This window comes from Dactylosporangium aurantiacum (assembly GCF_000716715.1).
Classification (GTDB): domain Bacteria; phylum Actinomycetota; class Actinomycetes; order Mycobacteriales; family Micromonosporaceae; genus Dactylosporangium; species Dactylosporangium aurantiacum.
Window position 1 is genome coordinate 1 of sequence record NZ_JNYJ01000100.1, and the last position, 19,534, is coordinate 19,534.

At 73.7% G+C, this 19,534-nt stretch carries 22 protein-coding genes and 1 pseudogene; 8 read left to right on the forward strand and 15 right to left on the reverse strand.

Annotated elements, in window-relative coordinates:
• Positions 1-120, forward strand: a pseudogene (locus tag OP18_RS49930) (transcriptional regulator); the annotation flags it as partial.
• Positions 117-320 (forward strand): hypothetical protein, encoded by a 204-nt coding sequence (locus OP18_RS49935; RefSeq protein ID WP_033367745.1) that lies wholly within the window; start codon positions 117-119, stop codon positions 318-320. The pseudogene OP18_RS49930 and the gene OP18_RS49935, both read left to right, overlap by 4 nt.
• Before the next feature lie 311 nt (positions 321-631).
• On the opposite strand, the gene OP18_RS49940 is transcribed toward OP18_RS49935, so the two are convergent.
• From OP18_RS49940 to OP18_RS49965, 6 genes are all read right to left on the reverse strand, one after another.
• Positions 632-1,585: an ornithine cyclodeaminase family protein gene (locus tag OP18_RS49940; RefSeq protein WP_033367747.1), complete on the reverse strand. Its 954-nt coding sequence runs from the start codon at positions 1,583-1,585 to the stop codon at positions 632-634.
• Complete coding sequence (locus OP18_RS49945; protein WP_033367749.1) at positions 1,582-2,592, reverse strand: proline racemase family protein; 1,011 nt, start codon at positions 2,590-2,592, stop codon at positions 1,582-1,584. The genes OP18_RS49940 and OP18_RS49945 overlap by 4 nt, the downstream gene beginning before the upstream one ends.
• A 42-nt stretch (positions 2,593-2,634) precedes the next feature.
• The gene (locus OP18_RS49950) at positions 2,635-2,907 is read right to left on the reverse strand and encodes a DUF4235 domain-containing protein (protein ID WP_033367751.1); all 273 of its coding nucleotides are present in this window, start codon (positions 2,905-2,907) and stop codon (positions 2,635-2,637) included.
• Between the two features lie 85 nt (positions 2,908-2,992).
• On the reverse strand, positions 2,993-3,256 hold the full coding sequence (locus OP18_RS49955; RefSeq protein ID WP_033367752.1) for a DUF3618 domain-containing protein: 264 nt from the start codon (positions 3,254-3,256) through the stop codon (positions 2,993-2,995).
• 129 nt (positions 3,257-3,385) lie between these two features.
• Positions 3,386-4,096: a DUF6766 family protein gene (locus tag OP18_RS49960; protein ID WP_052388565.1), complete on the reverse strand. Its 711-nt coding sequence runs from the start codon at positions 4,094-4,096 to the stop codon at positions 3,386-3,388.
• Positions 4,097-4,178: 82 nt separating this feature from the next.
• Positions 4,179-4,592: a hypothetical protein gene (locus OP18_RS49965; RefSeq protein WP_245635810.1), complete on the reverse strand. Its 414-nt coding sequence runs from the start codon at positions 4,590-4,592 to the stop codon at positions 4,179-4,181.
• A gap of 151 nt (positions 4,593-4,743) precedes the next feature.
• On the opposite strand from OP18_RS49965, the gene OP18_RS49970 reads away from it, so the two are divergent.
• On the forward strand, positions 4,744-5,367 hold the full coding sequence (locus OP18_RS49970; RefSeq protein WP_033367755.1) for an SGNH/GDSL hydrolase family protein: 624 nt from the start codon (positions 4,744-4,746) through the stop codon (positions 5,365-5,367).
• Between the two features lie 22 nt (positions 5,368-5,389).
• On the opposite strand, the gene OP18_RS49975 is transcribed toward OP18_RS49970, so the two are convergent.
• A complete protein-coding gene (locus OP18_RS49975) occupies positions 5,390-6,268 on the reverse strand; it encodes a hypothetical protein (protein WP_033367757.1) in 879 nt (292 codons plus the stop codon).
• Positions 6,269-6,338: 70 nt separating this feature from the next.
• A complete protein-coding gene (locus tag OP18_RS54285; protein ID WP_052388566.1) occupies positions 6,339-7,301 on the reverse strand; it encodes a helix-turn-helix transcriptional regulator in 963 nt (320 codons plus the stop codon).
• Between the two features lie 239 nt (positions 7,302-7,540).
• On the opposite strand from OP18_RS54285, the gene OP18_RS60155 reads away from it, so the two are divergent.
• Positions 7,541-8,476, forward strand: coding sequence for a hypothetical protein (locus OP18_RS60155; protein ID WP_033367758.1), 936 nt, complete (start codon positions 7,541-7,543; stop codon positions 8,474-8,476).
• 1 nt (position 8,477) lies between these two features.
• On the opposite strand, the gene OP18_RS49990 is transcribed toward OP18_RS60155, so the two are convergent.
• Positions 8,478-9,383 carry a hypothetical protein gene (locus tag OP18_RS49990; RefSeq protein WP_156090364.1) on the reverse strand — a complete coding sequence of 302 codons (906 nt, stop codon included), beginning with the start codon at positions 9,381-9,383 and terminating at the stop codon, positions 8,478-8,480.
• 124 nt (positions 9,384-9,507) lie between these two features.
• Between OP18_RS49990 and OP18_RS49995 the strand changes: the two genes are divergently transcribed.
• Positions 9,508-10,302: an AfsR/SARP family transcriptional regulator gene (locus OP18_RS49995; protein WP_162189946.1), complete on the forward strand. Its 795-nt coding sequence runs from the start codon at positions 9,508-9,510 to the stop codon at positions 10,300-10,302.
• A gap of 195 nt (positions 10,303-10,497) precedes the next feature.
• Here the strand turns inward: OP18_RS49995 and OP18_RS58450 are convergent, their stop codons facing one another.
• Positions 10,498-11,241: an SMI1/KNR4 family protein gene (locus OP18_RS58450; RefSeq protein ID WP_052388568.1), complete on the reverse strand. Its 744-nt coding sequence runs from the start codon at positions 11,239-11,241 to the stop codon at positions 10,498-10,500.
• Between the two features lie 93 nt (positions 11,242-11,334).
• Here OP18_RS58450 and OP18_RS50005 point away from each other — a divergent pair, with 93 nt between their 5' ends.
• Positions 11,335-11,520, forward strand: a complete 186-nt coding sequence (locus OP18_RS50005; protein ID WP_156090365.1) for a hypothetical protein — start codon at positions 11,335-11,337, stop codon at positions 11,518-11,520.
• A 6-nt stretch (positions 11,521-11,526) separates the two neighbouring features.
• Here the strand turns inward: OP18_RS50005 and OP18_RS60160 are convergent, their stop codons facing one another.
• Positions 11,527-12,243, reverse strand: coding sequence for a hypothetical protein (locus OP18_RS60160; RefSeq protein ID WP_211273927.1), 717 nt, complete (start codon positions 12,241-12,243; stop codon positions 11,527-11,529).
• On the opposite strand from OP18_RS60160, the gene OP18_RS50015 reads away from it, so the two are divergent.
• Entirely contained in the window at positions 12,242-12,952 is a 711-nt protein-coding gene (locus tag OP18_RS50015; protein WP_033367764.1) for an SDR family NAD(P)-dependent oxidoreductase, read from the forward strand. The two genes, OP18_RS60160 and OP18_RS50015, sit on opposite strands and share 2 nt — an antisense overlap.
• Before the next feature lie 100 nt (positions 12,953-13,052).
• Here OP18_RS50015 and OP18_RS50020 read toward each other — a convergent pair whose 3' ends face one another.
• Positions 13,053-16,754 carry a hypothetical protein gene (locus tag OP18_RS50020; RefSeq protein ID WP_033367766.1) on the reverse strand — a complete coding sequence of 1,234 codons (3,702 nt, stop codon included), beginning with the start codon at positions 16,752-16,754 and terminating at the stop codon, positions 13,053-13,055.
• Between the two features lie 151 nt (positions 16,755-16,905).
• Positions 16,906-17,343 carry a carboxymuconolactone decarboxylase family protein gene (locus tag OP18_RS50025; RefSeq protein WP_211273929.1) on the reverse strand — a complete coding sequence of 146 codons (438 nt, stop codon included), beginning with the start codon at positions 17,341-17,343 and terminating at the stop codon, positions 16,906-16,908.
• Positions 17,344-17,450: 107 nt separating this feature from the next.
• On the opposite strand from OP18_RS50025, the gene OP18_RS50030 reads away from it, so the two are divergent.
• Positions 17,451-18,311 (forward strand): sigma-70 family RNA polymerase sigma factor, encoded by an 861-nt coding sequence (locus OP18_RS50030; protein WP_033367770.1) that lies wholly within the window; start codon positions 17,451-17,453, stop codon positions 18,309-18,311.
• A 185-nt stretch (positions 18,312-18,496) separates the two neighbouring features.
• Here OP18_RS50030 and OP18_RS50035 read toward each other — a convergent pair whose 3' ends face one another.
• Positions 18,497-18,868 carry a hypothetical protein gene (locus OP18_RS50035; protein WP_156090366.1) on the reverse strand — a complete coding sequence of 124 codons (372 nt, stop codon included), beginning with the start codon at positions 18,866-18,868 and terminating at the stop codon, positions 18,497-18,499.
• An 80-nt stretch (positions 18,869-18,948) separates the two neighbouring features.
• On the reverse strand, positions 18,949-19,534 hold a 586-nt coding region (locus OP18_RS50040; RefSeq protein ID WP_033367775.1), incomplete at its 5' end, for a cellulose binding domain-containing protein.

Sequence of the window (19,534 nt, forward strand, 5' to 3'; positions counted from 1 at the left end):
GCCGGCCTGGTGGACGCCGACCGGCGCGGCACGTGGGTGTACTACCGGGCGCGCCCGGCGATCCTGGCGCAGCTCGCCGCCCTGCTCACCGTGGAGCCGGCGGCGGCCGGGACAGCATGACCATCGACGCGTTGGCGGAGCTGACGGCGCTCGCCGGGTCGCCGCGGCCACCGCGCGGCGGCACGATCCACCGGTACGCCGGCGGCTGCGCCGACTTCCTGCTCGCGTTCGCGACCGGCACCACCGGCCTGACAGTCCTGAACTACGTGCTGCGGCACCACGCCGACCCACTGTTCACGGCGTTTCCCGATCGAGGCTGACCGGCTCCTGGGTCAGCCGGAACGCGCCGTGCGCGTCGCGTAGAAGCGGACGGCGACGGCAGGCGCGGCACGGGGCGGCCGGCGAGGGCCGGCACCCACGCCGGGAAGCGCAGCCCCCACGGGCGCACCAGCGCCAACGCGAGCACCGCCGGCAGGACCGCCAGGGCGTTGAGCGTCAGCGGGTACGTGCCGCCGCCGTCGCGGTGCCACGCCTCGAAGCGGTCGCCCGGGGCCGTGGTCGCGGGTCCCAGCGGGTCCGTCGCCATGCCGACGATCGTGCCGGACCGCGCTGTGCGGTCACTGAGCGCCGCTCAGCGCCCAATCAGGTGCGCCCGCAGCACCGCCTCCGCCACCACCAGGTCCTGCCACGCCATGCCGACGCTCTTGAAGACCAGCGGCCGGTCCGGGGCCGGTGTGACCCGGCCGGTGACGGCGTCGCGCATCGGCACCAGGTCCGCGGCCCGCACCGCGCCCTCGTCCACGGCCAGGCACACGTCGCCGGCCTCGCGCAGGGCGGTGGCGACGTCCTCCACGACGACCGTGGAGCGGGCCAGCAGCGCGCCGGGCAGCTCCCGGGCGTCGGGCTCATGGCTGCCGACCGCGATGACGACCGCACCGGCGGCGACCAGCCCGGCGTCGAACAGCGGCGACCTGGCCGACGTCGCGCACACGACCACGTCGGCGGCGCGCAGGACGTCGCCGGCCCGCGGATCGTCCAGGGCGACGACGGTCGCGCCGTGGATCGGCGGCACCCGGGCAGGATCGCGCACCAGGTGGGTGACCTCACCGAGCGGACGGCGCGGCCGGTGCGCCGCCAGGACCGCGGCCAGGGTCGCGACGTGACCGTGCGCCTGCGGACCGGCGCCGAGGACCGCGACGGACGCCGGGCCGACGCCGGCGCGCAGCCGGGAGGCGACCGCCGCGACCGACACGGCCGGCGTGCGCAGCGAGGTGAGGGCGGTGCCGTCCAGGACCGCGACCAGCCCGAGGGTGTCGGCGTCGAACAGCAGGTAGGACGCCTGCACCCGGGGCAGCCCGCGGCCCGGGTTGCCCGGCGCGACGGTGGCCACCTTGACCCCGGCGTACCGGCCCGCCTCCGACGGCATGAGCAGCAGCTGGCCGGTGTGCAGCGGGACGGCCTGGCGCGGTGGGTCGGCGGCCGGGTCGAGCCCGGCGGTGAGCGCCGCGGTGACCGCCTCGACGGCGGCGGCCGGGCCACAGGCGGCGACGACCGCGGCGGCGTCCAGCAGCAGCGGCGCGCTCACCGCAGCACGAACCCGGGCACGAGCGGGTCGTCGGGGTCCACGACGAACGTGTGCTCACCCGTGCGGTACGCCAACCCGGTGACCTGCGGCACGACGGCCGGCCGGCCGTCCACGGACGTCTCGGCGAGCACCGCGCCGGTGAACCGGGACCCGACGATCGACTCGTGCAGCAGCACCGGCCCGCCGGGCGCCACCCGGCCCTCGGCGGCCAGGACGGCGAGCCGGGCGCAGGTGCCGGACCCGCACGGGGAGCGGTCCACCTCACCGTCGGCGAACACGGTCACGTTGCGCTGCCGCACCGCGTCGCCGCCGAGATCCTCGTGCAGGATCGTGCCGTACACGCCGCTGAGCCGCGGGTCGGTCGGGTGTGCGGCGTGGCCGGTGTCGTTGAGCGCCCACTTGATCTCCCGACCGAGGGCGATCAGGTCCCGGTAGTGCGCCGGGTCGACGGTCAGCCCGGCGGTGGTGGCGTCGAGGCAGGCGTAGATGGCGCCGCCGTAGGCCACGGTGACGGTGACGTCGCCGCGGGACGTCGCCACCGGCACGTCGCGGGCCAGGACATAGCTGGGCACGTTGACGAAGTCGACCGCCACGCTCCGCCCGCCGGCGCGGTGCACCCTCGCCGTCACCCGCCCCGACGGCACGTCGATGACGACGTCGGCGGTGCCGTCGTCCGGGGCCGGCACCCGGCCGGTGTCGACCGCCCACACGCCGAGCGCGATCGTGCCGTGCCCGCACGCGGTGGAGAACCCGTCCTTGTGCCAGAACAGCACCCCGAGGTCGGCGCCGTCGTCGTCGGGCGGGACGAGAAAGCCGCCGTACATGTCGGCGTGCCCGCGGGGCTCGAAGCACAGCAGCTGCCGCAGCTCATGCGCGGCGGGGCTGTCCACGGCATTGGCCCGCCGGTCGGCGACCGACCCGCCCGGCAGGTCCACGGGCGGGTCGGCGACGATCCTGAACGGCTCACCGGCGGTGTGGTAGTCGCTCGTCGACACGCGCAACGGCATCACCGCACGATTCTCCCACCGGCCGCCGGGGCCGGCCTGTGGTCAGCTCGGCCAGCGGCCCGTCGCCTTACGGACCCCGACGGCGCCGCCGCGGTCCACGGCCGCCTTCACGACCGCGAAGATCGCGCCCTGCAACGCGGCCGCGGTGAGGATCTCGCCCCAGCCGCGGTCCTCGTCGGTGGCGTTCGGCGCGTCCCGGTCGTCGCCGACCACCTTCCACACCTGCTTGAAGATCAGCCCGGCCGCGAGGCCCGCACCGACGCCGAGCAGCAGCCCGACCGGCTTGTACGCAATCTTCCCAACAACCCCGCTCATGCCGTCACCTCCGCTACGCTCCGGCGCCGGCCTGAGCTCCACCCTGTGTCCATGATTCGCGGCTCCTCGCTCCGCTGCGGCCCGCTCATGCCTGTCTCCTCCGCAATGCCACGATGATCAGTGCGATGCCCACGGCCGCCGCGGCGATCACGGCCAGCGGCGCCGGCCGGCGCGCCTGCGCCTTCACCCGCGCCTTCACCTCGCCGGCCGCCTGCGCCGCGGCCTCTTTCGCCCGCGCCTTGACGTCCACCCTGGCCGCCAGGGCCTCGACGGTCGCGCCGAGCTCGGCGCGGGTCCGTGCGATCTCGGCCCGCAGCTGCTGCGGGTCCGGCGGCGTGTCGGCGCTCATGACGTCCGTCCTTCCCGGGCCGTGACCGTGACGGGACGAACCGCACGCAGTCATCCCTTTCGACGTTTGCCGCCGTGGTGCCCGTACTGGCGGGTCGTCAAACGCGCCGGGCGGGGGACAGCCGCACGCTCAGCCCTCCACGCCGGTGGAGGTGTGCGCGGCGCCGACCGGTTTCGACTCCGGGGATCCGCGCTGGCGCAGGTAGATGGCGAGCACCGCCATGGAGAACACGGCGAGCAGCTCCGACTGCCAGTTCTGCAGCGTACGGTTCCAGAAGTCCGGCTCGGTCAGGTACGTCGACCACGACACCGGGTCCTGCAGCTGGCTGAGCTGCCGCTCGTTGAACGCGGCGACCCCCGCCACCGACTGCGCCAGCCACGACAGCACGAAGATGCCGCCCATCACCAGGCCGAGCGAGTTGGACAGCAGCCACCGCCGCCAGCCGGCCACCTTCGCCCACGCCGGCGCGTCGTCGGGTGCGTACGGGCCGACCATCTGGTCCTTGTCGGACTCGATACCGGCCTCGTCCAGCGACTTCGACTCCGGCGACCCACGCTGCAGCAGCCACACGGTGAGCACGATGAACAGGAAGAACTGCAGGTACTCCGACTGCCAGTTCTCCGCCACGTCGACGGCGAAGTCCGCCGACGTCAGGTACCGGCCGAACGAGATCGGCGGGAGCCCGTCGGTGACCTGCTGCTGGTTGAAGTCGGCGTGACCGGCGAACGCCTGCCCGACCAGGGCGAGCACGAACAGCACCCCGAACACCAGCCCGAGCGAGTTCTCCCGCGCGAACCGCCGGACCCGGCCGTCGTCTCCGCTTCGCTTCGGCGCGCTCATCGGTGCAGCAGCCCGATCGTGATGAAGTACGCGAGGCCGACACCGACGACGACCAGGCACAACACGAACATCGCCCGCATCTTCAGCCTCCCTGCAGCACGCAGTCGTACGGACGCTCGCCCCGCGACCGGCAGCCCGCCGCGACGACCCGCCACCCGCCGGGGAACGCGGCCAGGAACTCGGTGTCGTCGGCGAGCACGACGCGGGCCCACTGCCCGTACACGTCGACCCGCCGCACCCCGGCCGGCTCCGGCAGATCCTCGTCCAGGACCGCCTCGGCGCAGGACGCGCCCGCGGACTGCTCGAGCGCCTCGACCGTGTCCGGGGCGAGCAGCGCACACGCCGCCGCACCGTCACCGGCGCCCGCGGCGGTCAGCAGCCGCACCGCGACGCCGGAGATAGCGTCACGCCGGGCGTCAGAGTCCGCGCAGCCGCCCGCCAGCGCGACGACCGTCACCATGGCGAACGCCGCCATCAACGACCGACTGGTTCGCATATGGGCACTGTTGCCCAACTCCACCGATCGGCACACATGATCCACCCGTCGGGGTGCGTGCCGTCAGGGGCGCGGCGGCACGCCGGCGCGCGCCGTGCTGGCCTGGGTGGCCGGGCGGGACCGGGCCGCCGGTCGATGAGATCATGTCGCGATGATGTTCGAGGCTGACCAGCGCATCGTCTTCATCGGCGACAGCATCACCGACTGCGGGCGGCGTGACGTGCGCGCACCGTACGGCGACGGGTACGTGAGCCTGGTCCGCGCGTTCGTCACCGCCCGCTTCCCGGCGACGCCGCTGACCTGGGTCAACCGCGGCGTCGGCGGCGACACGGTGCGCGACCTGGCGGCCCGCTGGGACCGCGACGCGATCGGTGAGCGTCCCGACTGGCTGGTCGTGATGATCGGCATCAACGATGTCTGGCGGGCGTTCATGGGCCGTCCCGCGGAGGCCGTGCCGCTGCCGGAGTACGAGGCGACCCTGCGCACCCTGCTGCGCCGCGCCGTCGAGGCCACCGGGTGCCGGTTGCTGCTCGCCGACCCGTACCTGATCGAGCCGGACCGCACCGACCCGCAGCGGGCGCAGAGCGACCGGTACGCGGCGGTGGTGGCCGGGCTCGCCACCGAGCTCGGCGCGCCGCACGTGGCGACGCAGGCCGCGTTCGACGAGGCGCTCGCCGTGTCACCGGCCTCCATGTGGGCCGACGACCGGATCCACCCGGGGCTGCCGGGGCACGCGGTGATCGCCGACGCCTTCCTGCGCGTCATCACCGGCTGAGGCCGGCGCCGCGGCGGCGCCGTCACCGGGCGAGGCGGGCAGCGTTCAGGTCGTCGTGGTCCAGGTCGTCGTGGTCCAGTGCGGCCCATGGGTGCAGCAGGTCGGTGCCCGCCTGCCGCGGCACGTCGGCGACCCCGAAGTCGCCGGGCGCGGTGTCGAGCCTGCGCTGCAGCGCCGCCCGGAGCGCGCCGGCGTCCTCCATGAGGCGGTCGTAGGCCTCGTCCCCGCCGGCGCCGGCGTCGTGCAGGAGCGCCGCGAGGTCCTGCAGGTCGAAGTACCGCGCCGCCCGCACCACGGCGTCGAGCCAGCCGGGCGGGAACTCGGCCAGGGCCGCCTCGAGGCCGCTGCCGGCGGCGCGGTGGTGCAGGCCCTGCAGCCGCGCCAGGTGCCGCAGCCCGACCGGCCCGCGGTCGGCGTCCGGCCCGTCCATGACGATGCGCAGCCACAGCTCGCCGGCGGCGTCCCAGAGCACCTCGACGACGTCGCGCAGCAGGTGGCCCCGCCGGTCGTCGACCCACGCCGGCGCGGGGCGCCAGTCGTACGCGGCCCGCATCCCGTCGAACCCGGCCGCGCCGGTCACCGCGAGCAGCACGTCGAGGCCGTACCGGCACGGCACCACCGACGCCCGGGGCACCACCCCGGGCACCCCGGCCAGCGACACCCACACCTGCTCGTCGGAGCCGGACGTCACCAGGTCGTGCCAGCGCCCACCGTCGAACAGCGCGACCTGGCAGTGGCTGGCACCGACGACCGACACGACCACGGCCACGCCCCGCCGCTCGTCCCGCCACGAGAACGAAGGGTCGTCCTGCGGCGGCGTCGAGGCCATGGACCGCTGCAGGTCACCCGGCTCGATCAGCTGCCGCGTGTTGGTCGTGCCGTACACCCGCCGCTCGATCACGATGCACTGTAACCGCCCGGCGACCCGCCGGTGCCCCGCAGTGACCGGCGTGACGGGCGGGGGAGCGCGGTCAGACCCAGCCCTCGCGGACCGCGGCGGCGGCCAGGGTCACCCGGTTGTTGACGCGCAGCGCCTCCTGCAGCGCGCCGACGTGGCGGCGGACGGTGCGCTCGCTGATGCCCAGATGCCGGGCGATGGCCGCATCGGTCATGCCGGTGAGCAGCAGCCGCAGCACCTGGTCCTGCTCGGGGGCGAGCTTCACGGCGCCGCCGTCCACCGGTACCGACGCCGCCCACAGCAGCTCGAAGTAGCCGCGCAGCGCGGCGACGATCACCGGCGCGCGGACGAACAGCGCGCCCTCCATGCCGGTCGGGCCCAGCGGCAGCAGCGCGGCGCGGTCGTCGACGAGCACCAGCTTCATCGGCAGCTCCGGGTAGACCCGGCAGGTCCAGCCGGCCTCGACCGACAGCTGCAGCATCTCCCGGGCGCCGTCGATCTCCAGCGCGGCCCGGCTGTAGATGTTGCGCAGCCGGACGCCGCGCTGCACCACCTCGGCCGGCAGCGTCCTGGCCGAGCGGGGATCCGGCGGCCGGCTGAAGTGCTCGGTCTCCAGGCTCATCACGTCGGTGCGGGCCGATAGCGACAGCTCGACCGACAGCGCCCCGATCTCCGCGCGGTCGGTCATCACCTGCACGAGCTCGTCGATCTCCGGGGCCAGCGGCGACGCCGAGCGGTACGCCTGCTGCAGGGCGTGCATCTCGTCGCGCAAGCGCACCAGCAGCTGGTACTGGTCGAGCAGCTGGCGCTGGCGGATCATGAGCGCGTTGTCGATGGCGCGGGCCGGCTCCACGGGCACGAGCAGCGGCGCGCCGACATACCGCTTGCGGGCGAAGCCCTTCTCCACGAGCTCGCGGGTCTCCGGCCGGTCGTCCAGGTCCGGATGCTCGACCAGGGACAGCCCGCCGCTGACCACCAGCCGTTCATAGAGCTTCGCCGCTGCCTCGGAAAGCACGCCGGTCAGCCCCTGCCGCATTGCCCTCCCCCTGGTCGGCCCGCCGTCAGGCTATCAGCCGGGTGGCAGATGGCCGGTACCGGTCGTTGGACGCATCCGGCCGCCGCGGGACGCACCACCGGCCGTGGCCCGGCCGTAGATTCGGCGCATCGAAGGGGGTCAGCCCGCAATCGGCGGACCGTCCGCCGCGGGCAGCACGGCAACGGGGGTGGGCCGGCGGACGGTCCGTGGGTTGGCCCGCCGACACACAGGGAGCGCGGATGCGAGCACGACGACCACTGACCGCCGCGGCCGCCGTCCTGCTGATCCTGGCCGGATGCGGCCGGCTCGGCGGAGGCGGCGGGACCGGGGGTGCCGGGGGCACCGTCGCGGCGCCGGAGGGCGGCTGGCCGACGACCGAGAACGGCCGGGTCACCGCGAAGATGTGCGGCCTGCTCACCCGGGCCGACTTCAGGTCCCTCGGCCACCGGCAGCTGCTGGACCTGGCGGCCCGCACCGGCGCGCCGCCGGCCAGCAACGCCGTGGAGTGCGACGCGCCGGCGGCCGACTTCCTCGGATTGAACGTGCAGCCCACCGCCGAGGCGGCCACGATCTGGCACGCGTCGTCGCTGGCCGGCCGCAAGCGGGAGGTGCTCGACCACCAGCGCGACACGATCCTGGTCGAGAACGTCGTCGCCGGTGCCGACGAGAGCTGGTTCGACTACTGGCTGGACAGTGGCGAGGACAGCGAGTACAGGGACTACCAGCTGCACCTGCGCCGCGGCGCCCTGATCGTCGAGCTGCACCTCGGCGGCATCCAGGCGGCCGACGCCCAGGACCCCAAGGCCACCCTCACCACCCTCGCCGACCGCGTGCTCCAGCGCGTCGGCGACCTCGGCACGACCGACACCGGCAACACGCCGACGATGCACCTCGAGGTCCTGGGCACCGGCACCGCCCGGTCGATCTCCTACATCGTCCCCGACGTCGAAGGGGTCGTCCGCCTGGACAACGTCGCGCTGCCGTGGCGCCGGGAGGTGAGGATCGCCGAGCACGGGCGGACCCTGTTGAACGTCACGCTCAACGCCGACAGCACCGGCGCGCGCGTGCCCCCGCCGGTCGGCTGCCGCATGCTCCTGGACGGCAAGCTCATCGTCGAGGACTCCGGCGAGTACGGCCTGGCGCAGTGCCTCGGCACCCTCCCGACACGCTCCTGAGCTACTGCCACTCCCACGGCGCGGTGACCTTCGGGCAGTCCGTCATCGCCGGCGGGTACCGCAGGTCCGGGTCGACCCAGCCGGGCACGACCACGCGCACCACGCCGTCGACGGTGGACGTGGCCCGGACGGTGAACGGGGACATGTCGTACGGGCACCGGTAGGGCCAGTCGAAGCGCTGCGCCAGCACCACGATCCTGCCGCTGCCGTCGAGCCCGGCGAGGAGCCGCTCGGTGCCGGTGAGGCCGTGCACGTCGCCGGGCAGGTCACCGCTGAACCACGACTGGTCGGCGGTGAGACCGGGGTCTGCGCTGCCGTACCGTGGGTCGCTCCACGTACGGAAGTGCCGCCCGCCGGCGTTGACCTCGGCGTACTGGCCGTTGATCCCGGACAGGTGCGGCGCGCCGAACGCCTCGAACAGCGGCCTGATCTCGCTGATCCCGGCGGCGGTGACCTCGAACACGCGCATCACGGACGGCGACCGGTCGAACTGGACGACGAGGGTCTTCGGCGTGGCGATCAGCGTGCGGACACCCGCCCAGTCGTACCCGGCGCCGACCTGTACCGCCGGGCCGAAGGGGCGACCCGCCGCGGGCCGGGTGCGCCGCACCAGGCCCCCGTCCCCGGTCACGGCGAAGATCTCGGTGGCGGTGCCGTCGTACGAGGCCGTCACCTGCTGGTAGGCGCGCCAGTCGGCGGTGTTCACCACGCCGGCGTCGGTGATCGCGGCACCGCAGGAGACGACCGAGTGCAGATGCCCGGTGCCGCCGTCGACGGCGAACACCTCCCGGGACACGCCGGCGCACGGTTCCGCGGCCGCGGCCGGGCCGGCGGCGCCACCCAGCGCGAGACCCGTACCGGCGACGACCGAGGCGAGCACGGTTGACAGGGATCGACGTATCACCATGCGGCTCACGGTACTGAGCGCAGCGGGCCCGCGGCGGGCGCCGGCTGGCCGGTCCGGGCCACTGGCCGGAAGCGGTCACGCGCAGGTCAGCCGGACGGTGCCGCACCACCGTACGGTCGGGCACATGACGCACACGCCGGGGGGTGCGGTGGTCGAGGTACGGCTGCTGGACGGAGTCGAGATCTGGTCGGCCGGCCGGCGGTTGGACGCCGGCGGTCCCCGGCAGCGCAGCGTCCTGGCGGTGCTGGCGAGCGAGGCGAACCGGGCGCTACCGGTGGAGACGCTCATCGACCGGGTGTGGGACAGCCGCCCACCGGTCCAGGCGCGGCACACGTTGCACGCGTACGTCACCCGGCTGCGCAAGCTCGTCGGTGCCGACCGGCTGACCTGCCGCGCCGGCGCCTACCGGCTGACCGGCGGGCCCGAACACATCGACGTGCTGCGGGTCGCCGAACTGACCACCCGCGCCGGCGACCCGGCGGCCGCCCCGCACGCCCGGGCGGAGCTGCTCGGCGAGGCGCTCGCCCTGTGGCGCGGCGTACCCCTCGCCGGCCTGCCCGGCGCGTGGGCGGCGCAGACCCGGCACCGCTGGTCACAGCAGCGCCTCGACACGACCCTCGCCTGGGCCGAAGCGCAACTGCCCCGCGCCGGCGCGGCGTCGGTCATCCCCGAGCTCGAGGCGCTCACGGCCGAGCACTGGCTGTCGGAGCCGCTGACCGGCGCGCTGATGGTCGCCCTGGCCGCCGCGGGCCGGCCGGCGGAGGCCCTCGACCGGTTCACGCAGCTGCGCCGCCGGCTGGCCGACGAGCTGGGCTGCGACCCCGGACCGGAGCTGCGCCGGCTGCACGTGTCGATCCTGCGCCGATCGCACGACCGCCCCCGCACCTGCGTCTGCGGGGCGTCGGACACCAGCACCTGAGGGGATGACGACCGCGGATCGTGATGCCGCCGCAGCACGTCGACCGGCCCAACTGATGCCCGTTGCGACATGTGCCCGTTTACCGCACGTGCCGTGCTGACCGCCGTGCCGTGCTGACCGCCGTGCCGTGCTGACCGCCGTGCCGTGCTGACCGCCGTGCCGTGCTGACCGCTGGAACACGGCAAGCCAACGCCGTTACCGGTCGCCTCCGTTTCGTGCCGCCGACGCGTCCAGGCCGGCGTCCCAGTCGATGTCCGACCAGTCGGCGGACCACGGCTCGTAGACGGCCTCCTCCTCGACGTGTGGTCGGGCGGTCGGTGCGGTCCGCACGGCGAACGGTTGGTGCAGCGTGCCGTCCACCGCCCAACGGCCCAGCCACTCGGTGAAGGTGATCTCCTCCTGGAACAGGGCGTCCTCCGGGGCGTCGGAGTCATTCGGGTCGAGCGCCCACATCGGCCCGTCCGGGTCGTGCAGGTCGATGAGCGACGCGATCCCGCAGCCCCAGTCGCAGATCAGCAGCAACGACGCCTCCACCAGCGACCAGCGCCACTCCAGGGCCGCGGGCCGCAGCGTCCGCGGCCCGGGCCCCGCGGGCCGCAAGCCGTAACCCGGGCCGAACCCACCGTTGCCCAGCTCCAGGTAGCACCGGCGCAACAATGCCGGCAGCGGTGCGCCGGCGGCGTCCTCGACGGCGCGTAACGCCTCCGGCGTGGCCGGGGTCAGCGGCGGCAGCGGCGGGATCGTGCCCGCGTCCCGCGCGGCCCGGAAACCGGGATCCCGCCGCGAATGGATCCGCTGCAACCGCCCGTCGGGCGCATAGTTGAACGCGCCGCCGCCCTCGACGTCCACGCCCGGCAGGCCGAGCATGGAATCCAGATACTCCCCGGCGGCGACCCGCGCCCTCACCGCCTCGAACACCAACTCCCCGTCATCCACCACGCCCGCATCATCCCAGCGGGGTACGACATTTTCCGCCGCCACCTCCCGGGGGCGATGCGCCTCGGCGCGAAGCGGGAGAGGTGGGCGCCGAACATGGACGACCGGGCGCTGCGGGGGCCGACCGTGCTCGTCGTCGTCGGCAGCGCCGGCATCGGCCTCGACACGGCCCGCCGGACCGCGCCGGCGTGTCCTGACCGGCCACGACCCCAGCGCCTGGCCCGAGCCGCAGCCGACCTGCGCGCCACGCTGCCGGTCAGGCGGCCCGAGTGGCCCGCCTGACCGGCGTCACTCCGAGGCCGGGACCGGGTCGAAGGACGTGCCGTCCGCCGGCCCCACCTCGTGCAGCCCGCCGTCGCGCACCAGGTACACGTAGTTGTGCCGGGTCCGGGCGAGGTAATCGGCCCGCTGCTCGTCGGTCCAGTCGTCGTAATGCGTCTGGGGGTACCCGGACCGGTCCGGCTCCGTCAGCAGCCGCACCACGTAGACGGTGTTGGCGCGCACCTCGATGCGCCACCGGTCGTCGGGCCACTCGCCCTCGGCCTCGATGACGCCGTCGACGACGTGGTCGAAGGTGAACCCGTCCAGCGCGGGCGGATACACCCGGCCCGGCACCCGGTCGGCCAGCTCCCGCGCGACGGTGGCGCCCGGCTTCAGGAACGTGTCCACCAGGTAGGCCATCCAGAGGTCGGCGTCGTAGAACTTCTCGTGCTCGTTCCAGGCGATCGCGGTGCCGTCAGCGGTCGGCTCCCACTTGCACCAGTAGCCGGGCTTGCCCGGGTCCGCGCCCCGGTTGTCCTCGAGCTCGTCGCCGTAGCCGAGCGCGTAGGGGCCGGTGGTGCGCGGCTCGTGCCGCGTCTCGGCGAACGCCACCAGATAGTCGATCTCGGCCTGGTCGAGCGGCGGCGTGATCGTCACCTGTCCGGTGAAGGTCGTCTCGTACCCCACAACGGTCCCCTTCCACTTGCGTTCGAGCGCGCTCGAAATCCTAGCGTCGACCGGCATGACGACCACGCTGATCACCGGGGCGAACAAGGGGCTCGGCCTCGAGACCGCCCGCCGTCTCGTCGCCGCCGGGCACACCGTGTACGTCGGCAGCCGCGACCTCGACCGGGGCCGCCGGGCCGCTGAGGAGCTGGGCGCCCGGGTGGTGCGGCTCGACGTCACCGACGACGCGTCCGTGGCCGCCGCGGCCGCGACCGTCGAGGCCGGCGGGGGGCTCGACGTGCTGGTCAACAACGCGGGAATCCAGGCCGAGCTCGGCGCCGACGGCTCGGTGGTCGGCGCGGCCGAGCTGACCGCGGACGTGCTGCGCCGCACGTTCGACACGAACGTGTTCGGTGTCGTCCGGGTCCTGCACGCGTTCCTGCCGCTGCTGGAGCGCTCCGCCAACCCGGTCGTCGTCAACGTCAGCAGCGGCCTGGCGTCGTTCGCCCGGGTCACCGATGCCGGGCACCCGGCGTCCGCGTACCGGGGTGTCGCCTACCCGGCGTCGAAGACCGCCGTCAACATGCTCACCGTGCAGTACGCGAAGGCCTTCCCGCGGATGCGGATCAACGCCGTCGAGCCGGGTTTCACCAGGACCGACCTGAACGGCAACACCGGCCACCGCAGCGTCGAGCGCAGCGCCGGGATCATCGTGCGGATGGCCCAGCTCGGGCCGGACGGGCCGACCGGGGGCTTCTTCGCCGAGGAGGGCCCGCTGCCCTGGTGACGCGGGTGCCGGCGGTGGTTACCGTGTCCGCCGCCGGCTGGGCGTCACCGACGGGCCCGGCGGGCCGGTCCTAGGGCCGGCCCGCCGGGCACACGGTCGCTCAGCCGGCCGTGATGGTCAGCGCCTTCGTCAGGTAGCTGTACGCGACGGTCAGCTTGACCTTGTCGGCGCCGTCGGCGGCCGCCTGGTCGAGCTTGAGCGCCGACAGGTCCGAGTCCTTGAGCAGCGTGGTGAGCGCCGTGGCCGCCTGCTGGTCCGGCGTCGCCTTCGTGAAGTCGACGACCGCGTCGCCGGTCGCGGCCTGCTCCGCGGCGGCCACGTTGACGATGATCCGCTTCGCGGCGGCCGGGACGGTGATCGTGGCGAGCTGCCCGGCGAGCGTCGCCCGCAGTGGCAGTACCGTCTTGGCCAGGTCGACGTCGAGCGCCGGGTGCGCGCCGACCGCGGGCACGGCGAGCCGGGTCTGCACGGTCGCCGGGAACTTCGCCCGGCGGCCCTGGATCGCCAGCGAGTACTGGCCCGGGGCGAGGGCCACGTCCACCATGGCGACCCCGACGTTGGTGGTGTACGGCACCCGCTCGACGACGGCGAGCCCGCCGACCGTACCGGTGAACACGGCGTCGAACTCGCCGTCGAGGCGCTCGCCGCTCGTCGCGTGGGTGTGGTGGAACGCGACCTGGATCTTCTCCGGCTGCGGGGTGGTCCACCTCTTGACGATCTCCTCGCGGACCTTGGCCTGCTCGGCCGGGGACAGCATCGCGCCGCCGGCCTGCAGCCGGGCCAGGTCGCCCTCGAGGTCGGCGGACCGGCCCGCCGACTCGAGCGCGCGCTGCGCCGCCGCCTCCTGCACCGGGGTCTTCGCGTCCGTCAGCGCCTTGAGCGCGGCGGCCTCCCGGGTGTTCTGCGCGGTGACCGCGTCGGCGGCCGCCTTGTTCTGGATCTCCTTGGCCTTCTCGGCGGCCTGCGCGATGGAGATCGAGTTGTCGGAGAGCTTCTTGAGCAGGTCGGCGACCTCCGCGCGGCCGGACATGTCGCGGAAGATGTTCGACGCGGTGAGCGCGGTGAGCGCGCCGGCGATGCCGTGCGGGTCGGGCGCCGCGGTGGGCTGCGCGATGGTGATGATCGGCGACGGGAACGCGGTCGGGGTGGTGCCCGTCGTCGGCGACTCCGGCTTCGGCGTCGCCGGCGTCGCCGGGTTGATGCCGGGCGCCTCGACGGGGATCGGGTGCTGCTCCCACTGCCAGTACCGGGTGTTGTCGATCTCCTCGGAGATGTTGCAGTGGCCCAGCTTGCCCTCGGCGAAGACACCCCGCGTCGGGAACGTGACCAGCCGCTCGCCGCGCGCCTGCGGGTCGACCGGCACGTCCGGCACGCCGATTAGCGGGTACGCGACGTACGAGCCGAAGACGTCCAGCGCGGTGGGCTCGATGTGGTCGATGGCCTTGTCGGCGTTGCCGAGCCAGTTCATGTCCTCGAACGCGATCGCGGTCTCGTTCGGGTGCCGGGCCAGCGCCACGGCGTTGCTGTAGTAGGCGGTGTGCTCGTGCAGGTGCTCCAGCAGCCGGCGCATCGCCAGGCGCTCCTCGACGCTCAGCGCGTGCTCCGCCGACGGGATCGGCGGCACGGACGGCGGGTCCGCCGCGGGCGGGCGGATCTCGGTGAACGTGTTGTTGCCGTTGTCGTCGTCGTCCTCGGTGCGGTAGTAGCCGAAGTGGCGGTGGTACTCCTTGAGCTCCGACACGATGATCTTCGGGCCGTTGGTCATCGCGAACCCGTGGATCGCCATGCTGTGCAGCCGCCAGGTGTCGTTGGCGGTGTTGATCTCGAAGCCGGCGATGTCGCCCCACTTGACCCCGATGGGCTGGTCCGTCGGCGGCGACTTGTACCAGTCGGGGACGTAGGCGAAGAACGACGCCCACTCGCCGCCGCCGCGGACCCGGCCGCCGGTGTTGAAGTCGTCGTTGCGGGCGCCGGGCTCGGGCCCGGTCACCAGCCGGATGTGGAAGCCGTCCCACCGCACCACGTCGATGGTCAGGTCCGAGTCGGCCTCGTTGCCCATCTCGTCGTGCAGTCCGTCGTTGGTACGGACCACGAACTCGAACATCTTGAACAGCACGTCGCGCTCCCGGCCGGGCTGCGACTGCGCGTGGTCCACGTTCGCGTCCAGGTTGGCGGCCTCGCGTTCGGCGGTGACCGTGAGCAGCTTCTCGATGGCGTCGAAGCCCGGACGCACCCGCTGGTCGAGCAGGAACCGTTCCAGCGCCGGCCGGTGCGCCCGCACCAGCTCACGCGTCTTCGGCTGCGCCGGGTCGAGCGGGAGCTGCGGCGGCCGGATGAGCGCGACCGGCCGCCGGCGGACCCACCGGGTCTCGACCCGGTAGTGGCGCAGCACCTCGTAGTACAGGATGGTCAGGGTGTGGCTGTGGTTGTAGTTGGTGAAGGTGCGGGTCTGGATGGTCTCCTTCTCCGCCTGGCGGGACTGGATCACCACGGTGCTGTTGAGCTCCCGCCGCGCCGAGCTGGCCTGCACGAAGCTGTCCGACAGCCGCTGCACGTTCTCCGCGGCCAGGTCGCGGCTGCCGCTGCTGGTGGAGTAGCTGCCGCCGAGGGCCGCCGAGGCGCCGGCGCCGACGCCCAGCGCACCGGCCGCGCCGCCGCCGCCGACACCGGCGGATCCGGCCAGGCCGCCCATCACGGTGCCGCCCCGCTGCCATTCCTCCACGGTCGCCTGGACGGTCTCGTTGATGACCCGGTCGCGGTGGGTACGGTGCAGGACCTCCTCCTCCAGCTCCGTCTCCTCGCGCCGGTCGGACTCGCCCTCCCAGGCCCAGTCGACGACCGCGAGCTTCACCGACTCGCCCGGGGCGAGCGGGAGGCTGTACTGGATCTCCCCGAGTGAATGGCCGAGCGCGAACCAGCCGGCGTGGTACTCGTCGACGTAGCCGAACTTCACGGTGCCCGGCAGCTGGATCCCGGCCGGGACGTCGCGCAGGCGCACCACCTGGCGGAAGCCGAACTCCTGCAGCACGATCGGCGCGACGACGAGCTTCTCGCAGCCGTCCTCGCCGATCAGCAGGTCGGGCGCCGCGGCGAACGAGCCGGGGGACAGGTACCAGTCCACCAGGTCCGGGTTCTGCATCGAGGGCAGGTTCAGCACCGACAGCTGGCTGAGGTCGACCGCCGCCAGCTCCAGCTTCGCGAAGATCGCCTGATGGGTGAACCGGGCTTGCTGCAGCGCGTCGTAGCGGGCGCTCTCCTTGGCCATCGGGTACACGTGGAAGGCGTACGTGGCGTTGCCCCGCCCGATCGGCAGGTCGCCGTTGAGCCGGCGCAGGTCGAACGAGACGTACCCCGCGTGGTCGGTGGCGAGCGTGCCCAGCGGGAACGAGTAGGTGGTGGTGCTGCCGCGGTGCTGCGGCGCGATGCCCATCCGCTGCAGCGCCTCGGCCACCACCTCGGCGGCCTCGATGCGCCGGGCCTCGTCGCCGAGGCCGACCAGGCCGCGCTCGCGGGCCAGCTCGGCGACGGCGCGCAGCAGCTCGCCGCGACGCTCCGGCGACAGGTCCTGGTACGTGGCGTCGTCCATCGCCCGGGCGAGCGCCTCGGTGAGCATCGGGCCGAGGGCGGGATGCCGGAACTCGTCCAGGTCGCCGACGTCACCGAGGTCCAGGGGCCGGGGCGGGGTGTCGACGACGAGGGACACCTCGGCGTAGACCGGCATCCGGGCGATCGGCGCCTGGGTGTCTCGGTCGATCGCGAGGACGCTGAGATGGGTCTGGGTGAAGGAGTCGAGTCGTGGCACGGGCCACCCCCTGTCCGGATGCTGGGATCTGCCGCCAATGTAAGTGGGCGGACCCGCGCAGCCTGCCGGTCAGTAAGAATGCCGTCACGGTGGGCGATCGGCTCGCGCCGGTGGCGGATCGAAGCCGGTCGCTCCGATCCGCCACCGCCGCTCACCAGGACTTGCCGGCCTGCTCCCGGATGGTGTGGTTGATCCGGTTGAAGAAGTTCGTCAGGGCGATCTCCAGGATGATCGAGCTGAGCTGGTCGTCGTTGAAGTGCTCCGCCGCGGCGTCCCAGATCGCGTCGGTCACGCCCGGCGCGCCGTCCTGGATGCGGGTGGCGGCCTCGGTGAGCGCCAGCGCCGCCCGCTCGGCCTCGGTGTAGAACGGGGTCTCCCGCCACGCGACCACGCTGTGCAGCCGCTCCTCGGTCTCGCCGGCCTGCTTCGCCGACTGGAGCGTGGCGTACACGCACGGGCTGCAGCCGTTGATCTGGCTGGCGCGCAGGTGGACCAGCGACAGCAGGCGCGGGTCGACGCCGCCGGCGTGGATCGCCTTGTACAGGTGCTGGACGGCGGTCATCACGTCGGGGCTCGTGGCACTCTTCAGGCGGGCTTCCATCGGTCCTGCTCCTCCATGGGTGGTGTGGCTGTTACCTGGACCCGTCCGGGCCCGTCATCACCCATGACGGAGCAGCGCCGAGAAAGGTAACACCGATGACCGACATGACCGAGGCGTTCGAGGCGCAGCGGGCCCGGCTGCGCGCGGTCGCGTACCGCATCCTCGGCTCGCACGCCGACGCCGAGGACGTGGTGCAGGAGGCGTGGCTGCGGCTGTCCCGCCAGGACCCGGCGGTCATCGGCAACCTCGCCGGCTGGCTGACCACGGTGGTCGGGCGGATCAGCCTCGACGTGCTGCGCTCGCGCCAGGTCCGGCCGGAGGCACCCTACGGCGACGAGCCGCCGGAGTACCTGGTGACGCCCGACGACGGGCCGGACCCGCAGGACGACGCGGTGGCCGCCGACACCGTCGGCCTCGCGCTGCTCGTCGTGCTCGAGTCGCTGCGCCCGAGCGAGCGGCTCGCGTTCGTGCTGCACGACCTTTTCGCGGTGCCGTTCGACGAGATCGGCCAGATCCTCGGCAGGTCGGGCGACGCCGCCAAGATGCTCGCCAGCCGGGCCCGCCGGAAGGTCCAGGCGAACGAGGCGCCGGCCGCCGGCGGCCGGCAGCGGCGCGAGCTGGTCGAGGCGTTCCTCGCCGCGGCCCGCCTCGGCGACTTCGAGGGCCTGCTGCGCATCCTCGACCCGGACGTGCGGCTGACCGTCGACGGCCCCGACGGCGTGTTCGTCGTGCTCGGGGCCACGAAGGTCGCCGCCGGTGCCCGCTTCGGTGCCGCCGCCGGCGGCGCGGGGCGCGCGGTGCTGGTCAACGGCCTGCCCGGGTTCGTCGCGTGGCACGAGGACGGCACCCCGCGGTCGGTGCTCGCGTTCACCGTGGCCGACGGGCGGATCGCCGCCATCACCGCCGTGATCGACCCGGCGAAGCTGGCACTGATGGAGCTGCCGGATCGGGCATGATGGTCCGCCCCCCGGAGGTGCCGCGTGCCCGCCGTGCTGTCGGTCCTGCTCGCCCGCCGCTCGTCCCCGCTGGCCGCGAGCTCACTGGTCGCCAGGCTGCCCAAGGGCATCACCCCGCTGGCCGCCGTCGTGCTGATCCACCGGCCGACCGGCTCACACGGCACCGCCACGCTGGCCCGCGCCGCTCAGATGCCGGTGGGAAACAGCCGGGGATGCTCCGCGACCACGACCACCGCCGTGCCGGGCGGGACGTCCACCGGGCCGGGTTCGAACTCGACCATCACCAGCCCCTCGGTGATGCGTAGGGTCAGCACGGGCTCCTCGTATGCCTCGACCGTGCCCCGGAGGAGGGGACCGTCGCGCAGCGACGAGGCACCGTCGGGCAGCGCGATCCTGTCGCCCCACACGAGCGGGTCGTCGATGTCGAGCTCGACGTCGGAGAAGGAGCCGGGCGGGACGAGCGGCCCGACCCATTCGGCGTGCAACCGCACGCCCGCCACGACCGCGTCGACCATGGTGGGCGCGCCGGGGTGTACCGCGACAACGAGTGCCTGCACCGTCCGATGGTCGCACCGGTGGCGGCGGGCGCGGTCGCGCCGGTCCGAGGGGGCGTACCCGGACCGGCGCGACCAGCCGGTCAGCGGCAGGTGGCGCCGTTGAGCGTGAAACCGCTCGGCGCGGACGTGTTGCCGCTGTGGTTGGCCTGGAAGCCGATCGTCGTCGAGCCGCCCGGCGGGATGGAGCCGTTGTAGCTGACGTTGGTCGCGGTCACCTGGCCGCTGCTCGGCGAGTACGTCGCGTTCCAACCCGACGTGATCGTCTGCCCGGAGGCGAGGTTGAACCGCAGCGACCAGCCATTGATCGGGGTCGTGCCGGTGTTGGTGATGGTGATGTTGTCGGTCAGGCCCGTGTTCCACGGGTTGAGCGCGTTGGTCACCTGGCAGGCCGCGGTGCCGCCGCCCGGCGGGGAGCTGGACACGCTCGGCGACGGGGAGCTCGGCCGGACCGACGAGGGGCCGGTGGTCGGGCCCTCGCTGACCGTGATGCTGGAGCTGCCGCTGCTCTGGTACCCCTCGGTGGCCAGGATCTGGTAGTCGTGCGCGCCGAGAGTGAGACCGAGGCCGGCCCAGGCGTTGAAGTGGTTGGCGGTGGTGATGGTGCCGCCGGTGCGCTTGCTCTGCCGGACGCTCCAGTACTGGTAGAACGTCGCCGTGCCGATGATG

Coding starts and splice junctions, on each gene's coding strand:
- OP18_RS49935 (WP_033367745.1), top strand. CDS start 117: ATGACCATCGACGCGTTGGCGGAGCTGACGGCGCTCGCCGGGTCGCCG.
- OP18_RS49945 (WP_033367749.1), bottom strand. CDS start 2,592: ATGCCGTTGCGCGTGTCGACGAGCGACTACCACACCGCCGGTGAGCCG.
- OP18_RS49950 (WP_033367751.1), bottom strand. CDS start 2,907: ATGAGCGGGGTTGTTGGGAAGATTGCGTACAAGCCGGTCGGGCTGCTG.
- OP18_RS49955 (WP_033367752.1), bottom strand. CDS start 3,256: ATGAGCGCCGACACGCCGCCGGACCCGCAGCAGCTGCGGGCCGAGATC.
- OP18_RS49960 (WP_052388565.1), bottom strand. CDS start 4,096: ATGAGCGCGCCGAAGCGAAGCGGAGACGACGGCCGGGTCCGGCGGTTC.
- OP18_RS49965 (WP_245635810.1), bottom strand. CDS start 4,592: ATGCGAACCAGTCGGTCGTTGATGGCGGCGTTCGCCATGGTGACGGTC.
- OP18_RS49970 (WP_033367755.1), top strand. CDS start 4,744: ATGATGTTCGAGGCTGACCAGCGCATCGTCTTCATCGGCGACAGCATC.
- OP18_RS54285 (WP_052388566.1), bottom strand. CDS start 7,301: ATGCGGCAGGGGCTGACCGGCGTGCTTTCCGAGGCAGCGGCGAAGCTC.
- OP18_RS60155 (WP_033367758.1), top strand. CDS start 7,541: ATGCGAGCACGACGACCACTGACCGCCGCGGCCGCCGTCCTGCTGATC.
- OP18_RS49990 (WP_156090364.1), bottom strand. CDS start 9,383: ATGGTGATACGTCGATCCCTGTCAACCGTGCTCGCCTCGGTCGTCGCC.
- OP18_RS49995 (WP_162189946.1), top strand. CDS start 9,508: ATGACGCACACGCCGGGGGGTGCGGTGGTCGAGGTACGGCTGCTGGAC.
- OP18_RS50005 (WP_156090365.1), top strand. CDS start 11,335: ATGGACGACCGGGCGCTGCGGGGGCCGACCGTGCTCGTCGTCGTCGGC.
- OP18_RS50015 (WP_033367764.1), top strand. CDS start 12,242: ATGACGACCACGCTGATCACCGGGGCGAACAAGGGGCTCGGCCTCGAG.
- OP18_RS60160 (WP_211273927.1), bottom strand. CDS start 12,243: ATGCCGGTCGACGCTAGGATTTCGAGCGCGCTCGAACGCAAGTGGAAG.
- OP18_RS50030 (WP_033367770.1), top strand. CDS start 17,451: ATGACCGACATGACCGAGGCGTTCGAGGCGCAGCGGGCCCGGCTGCGC.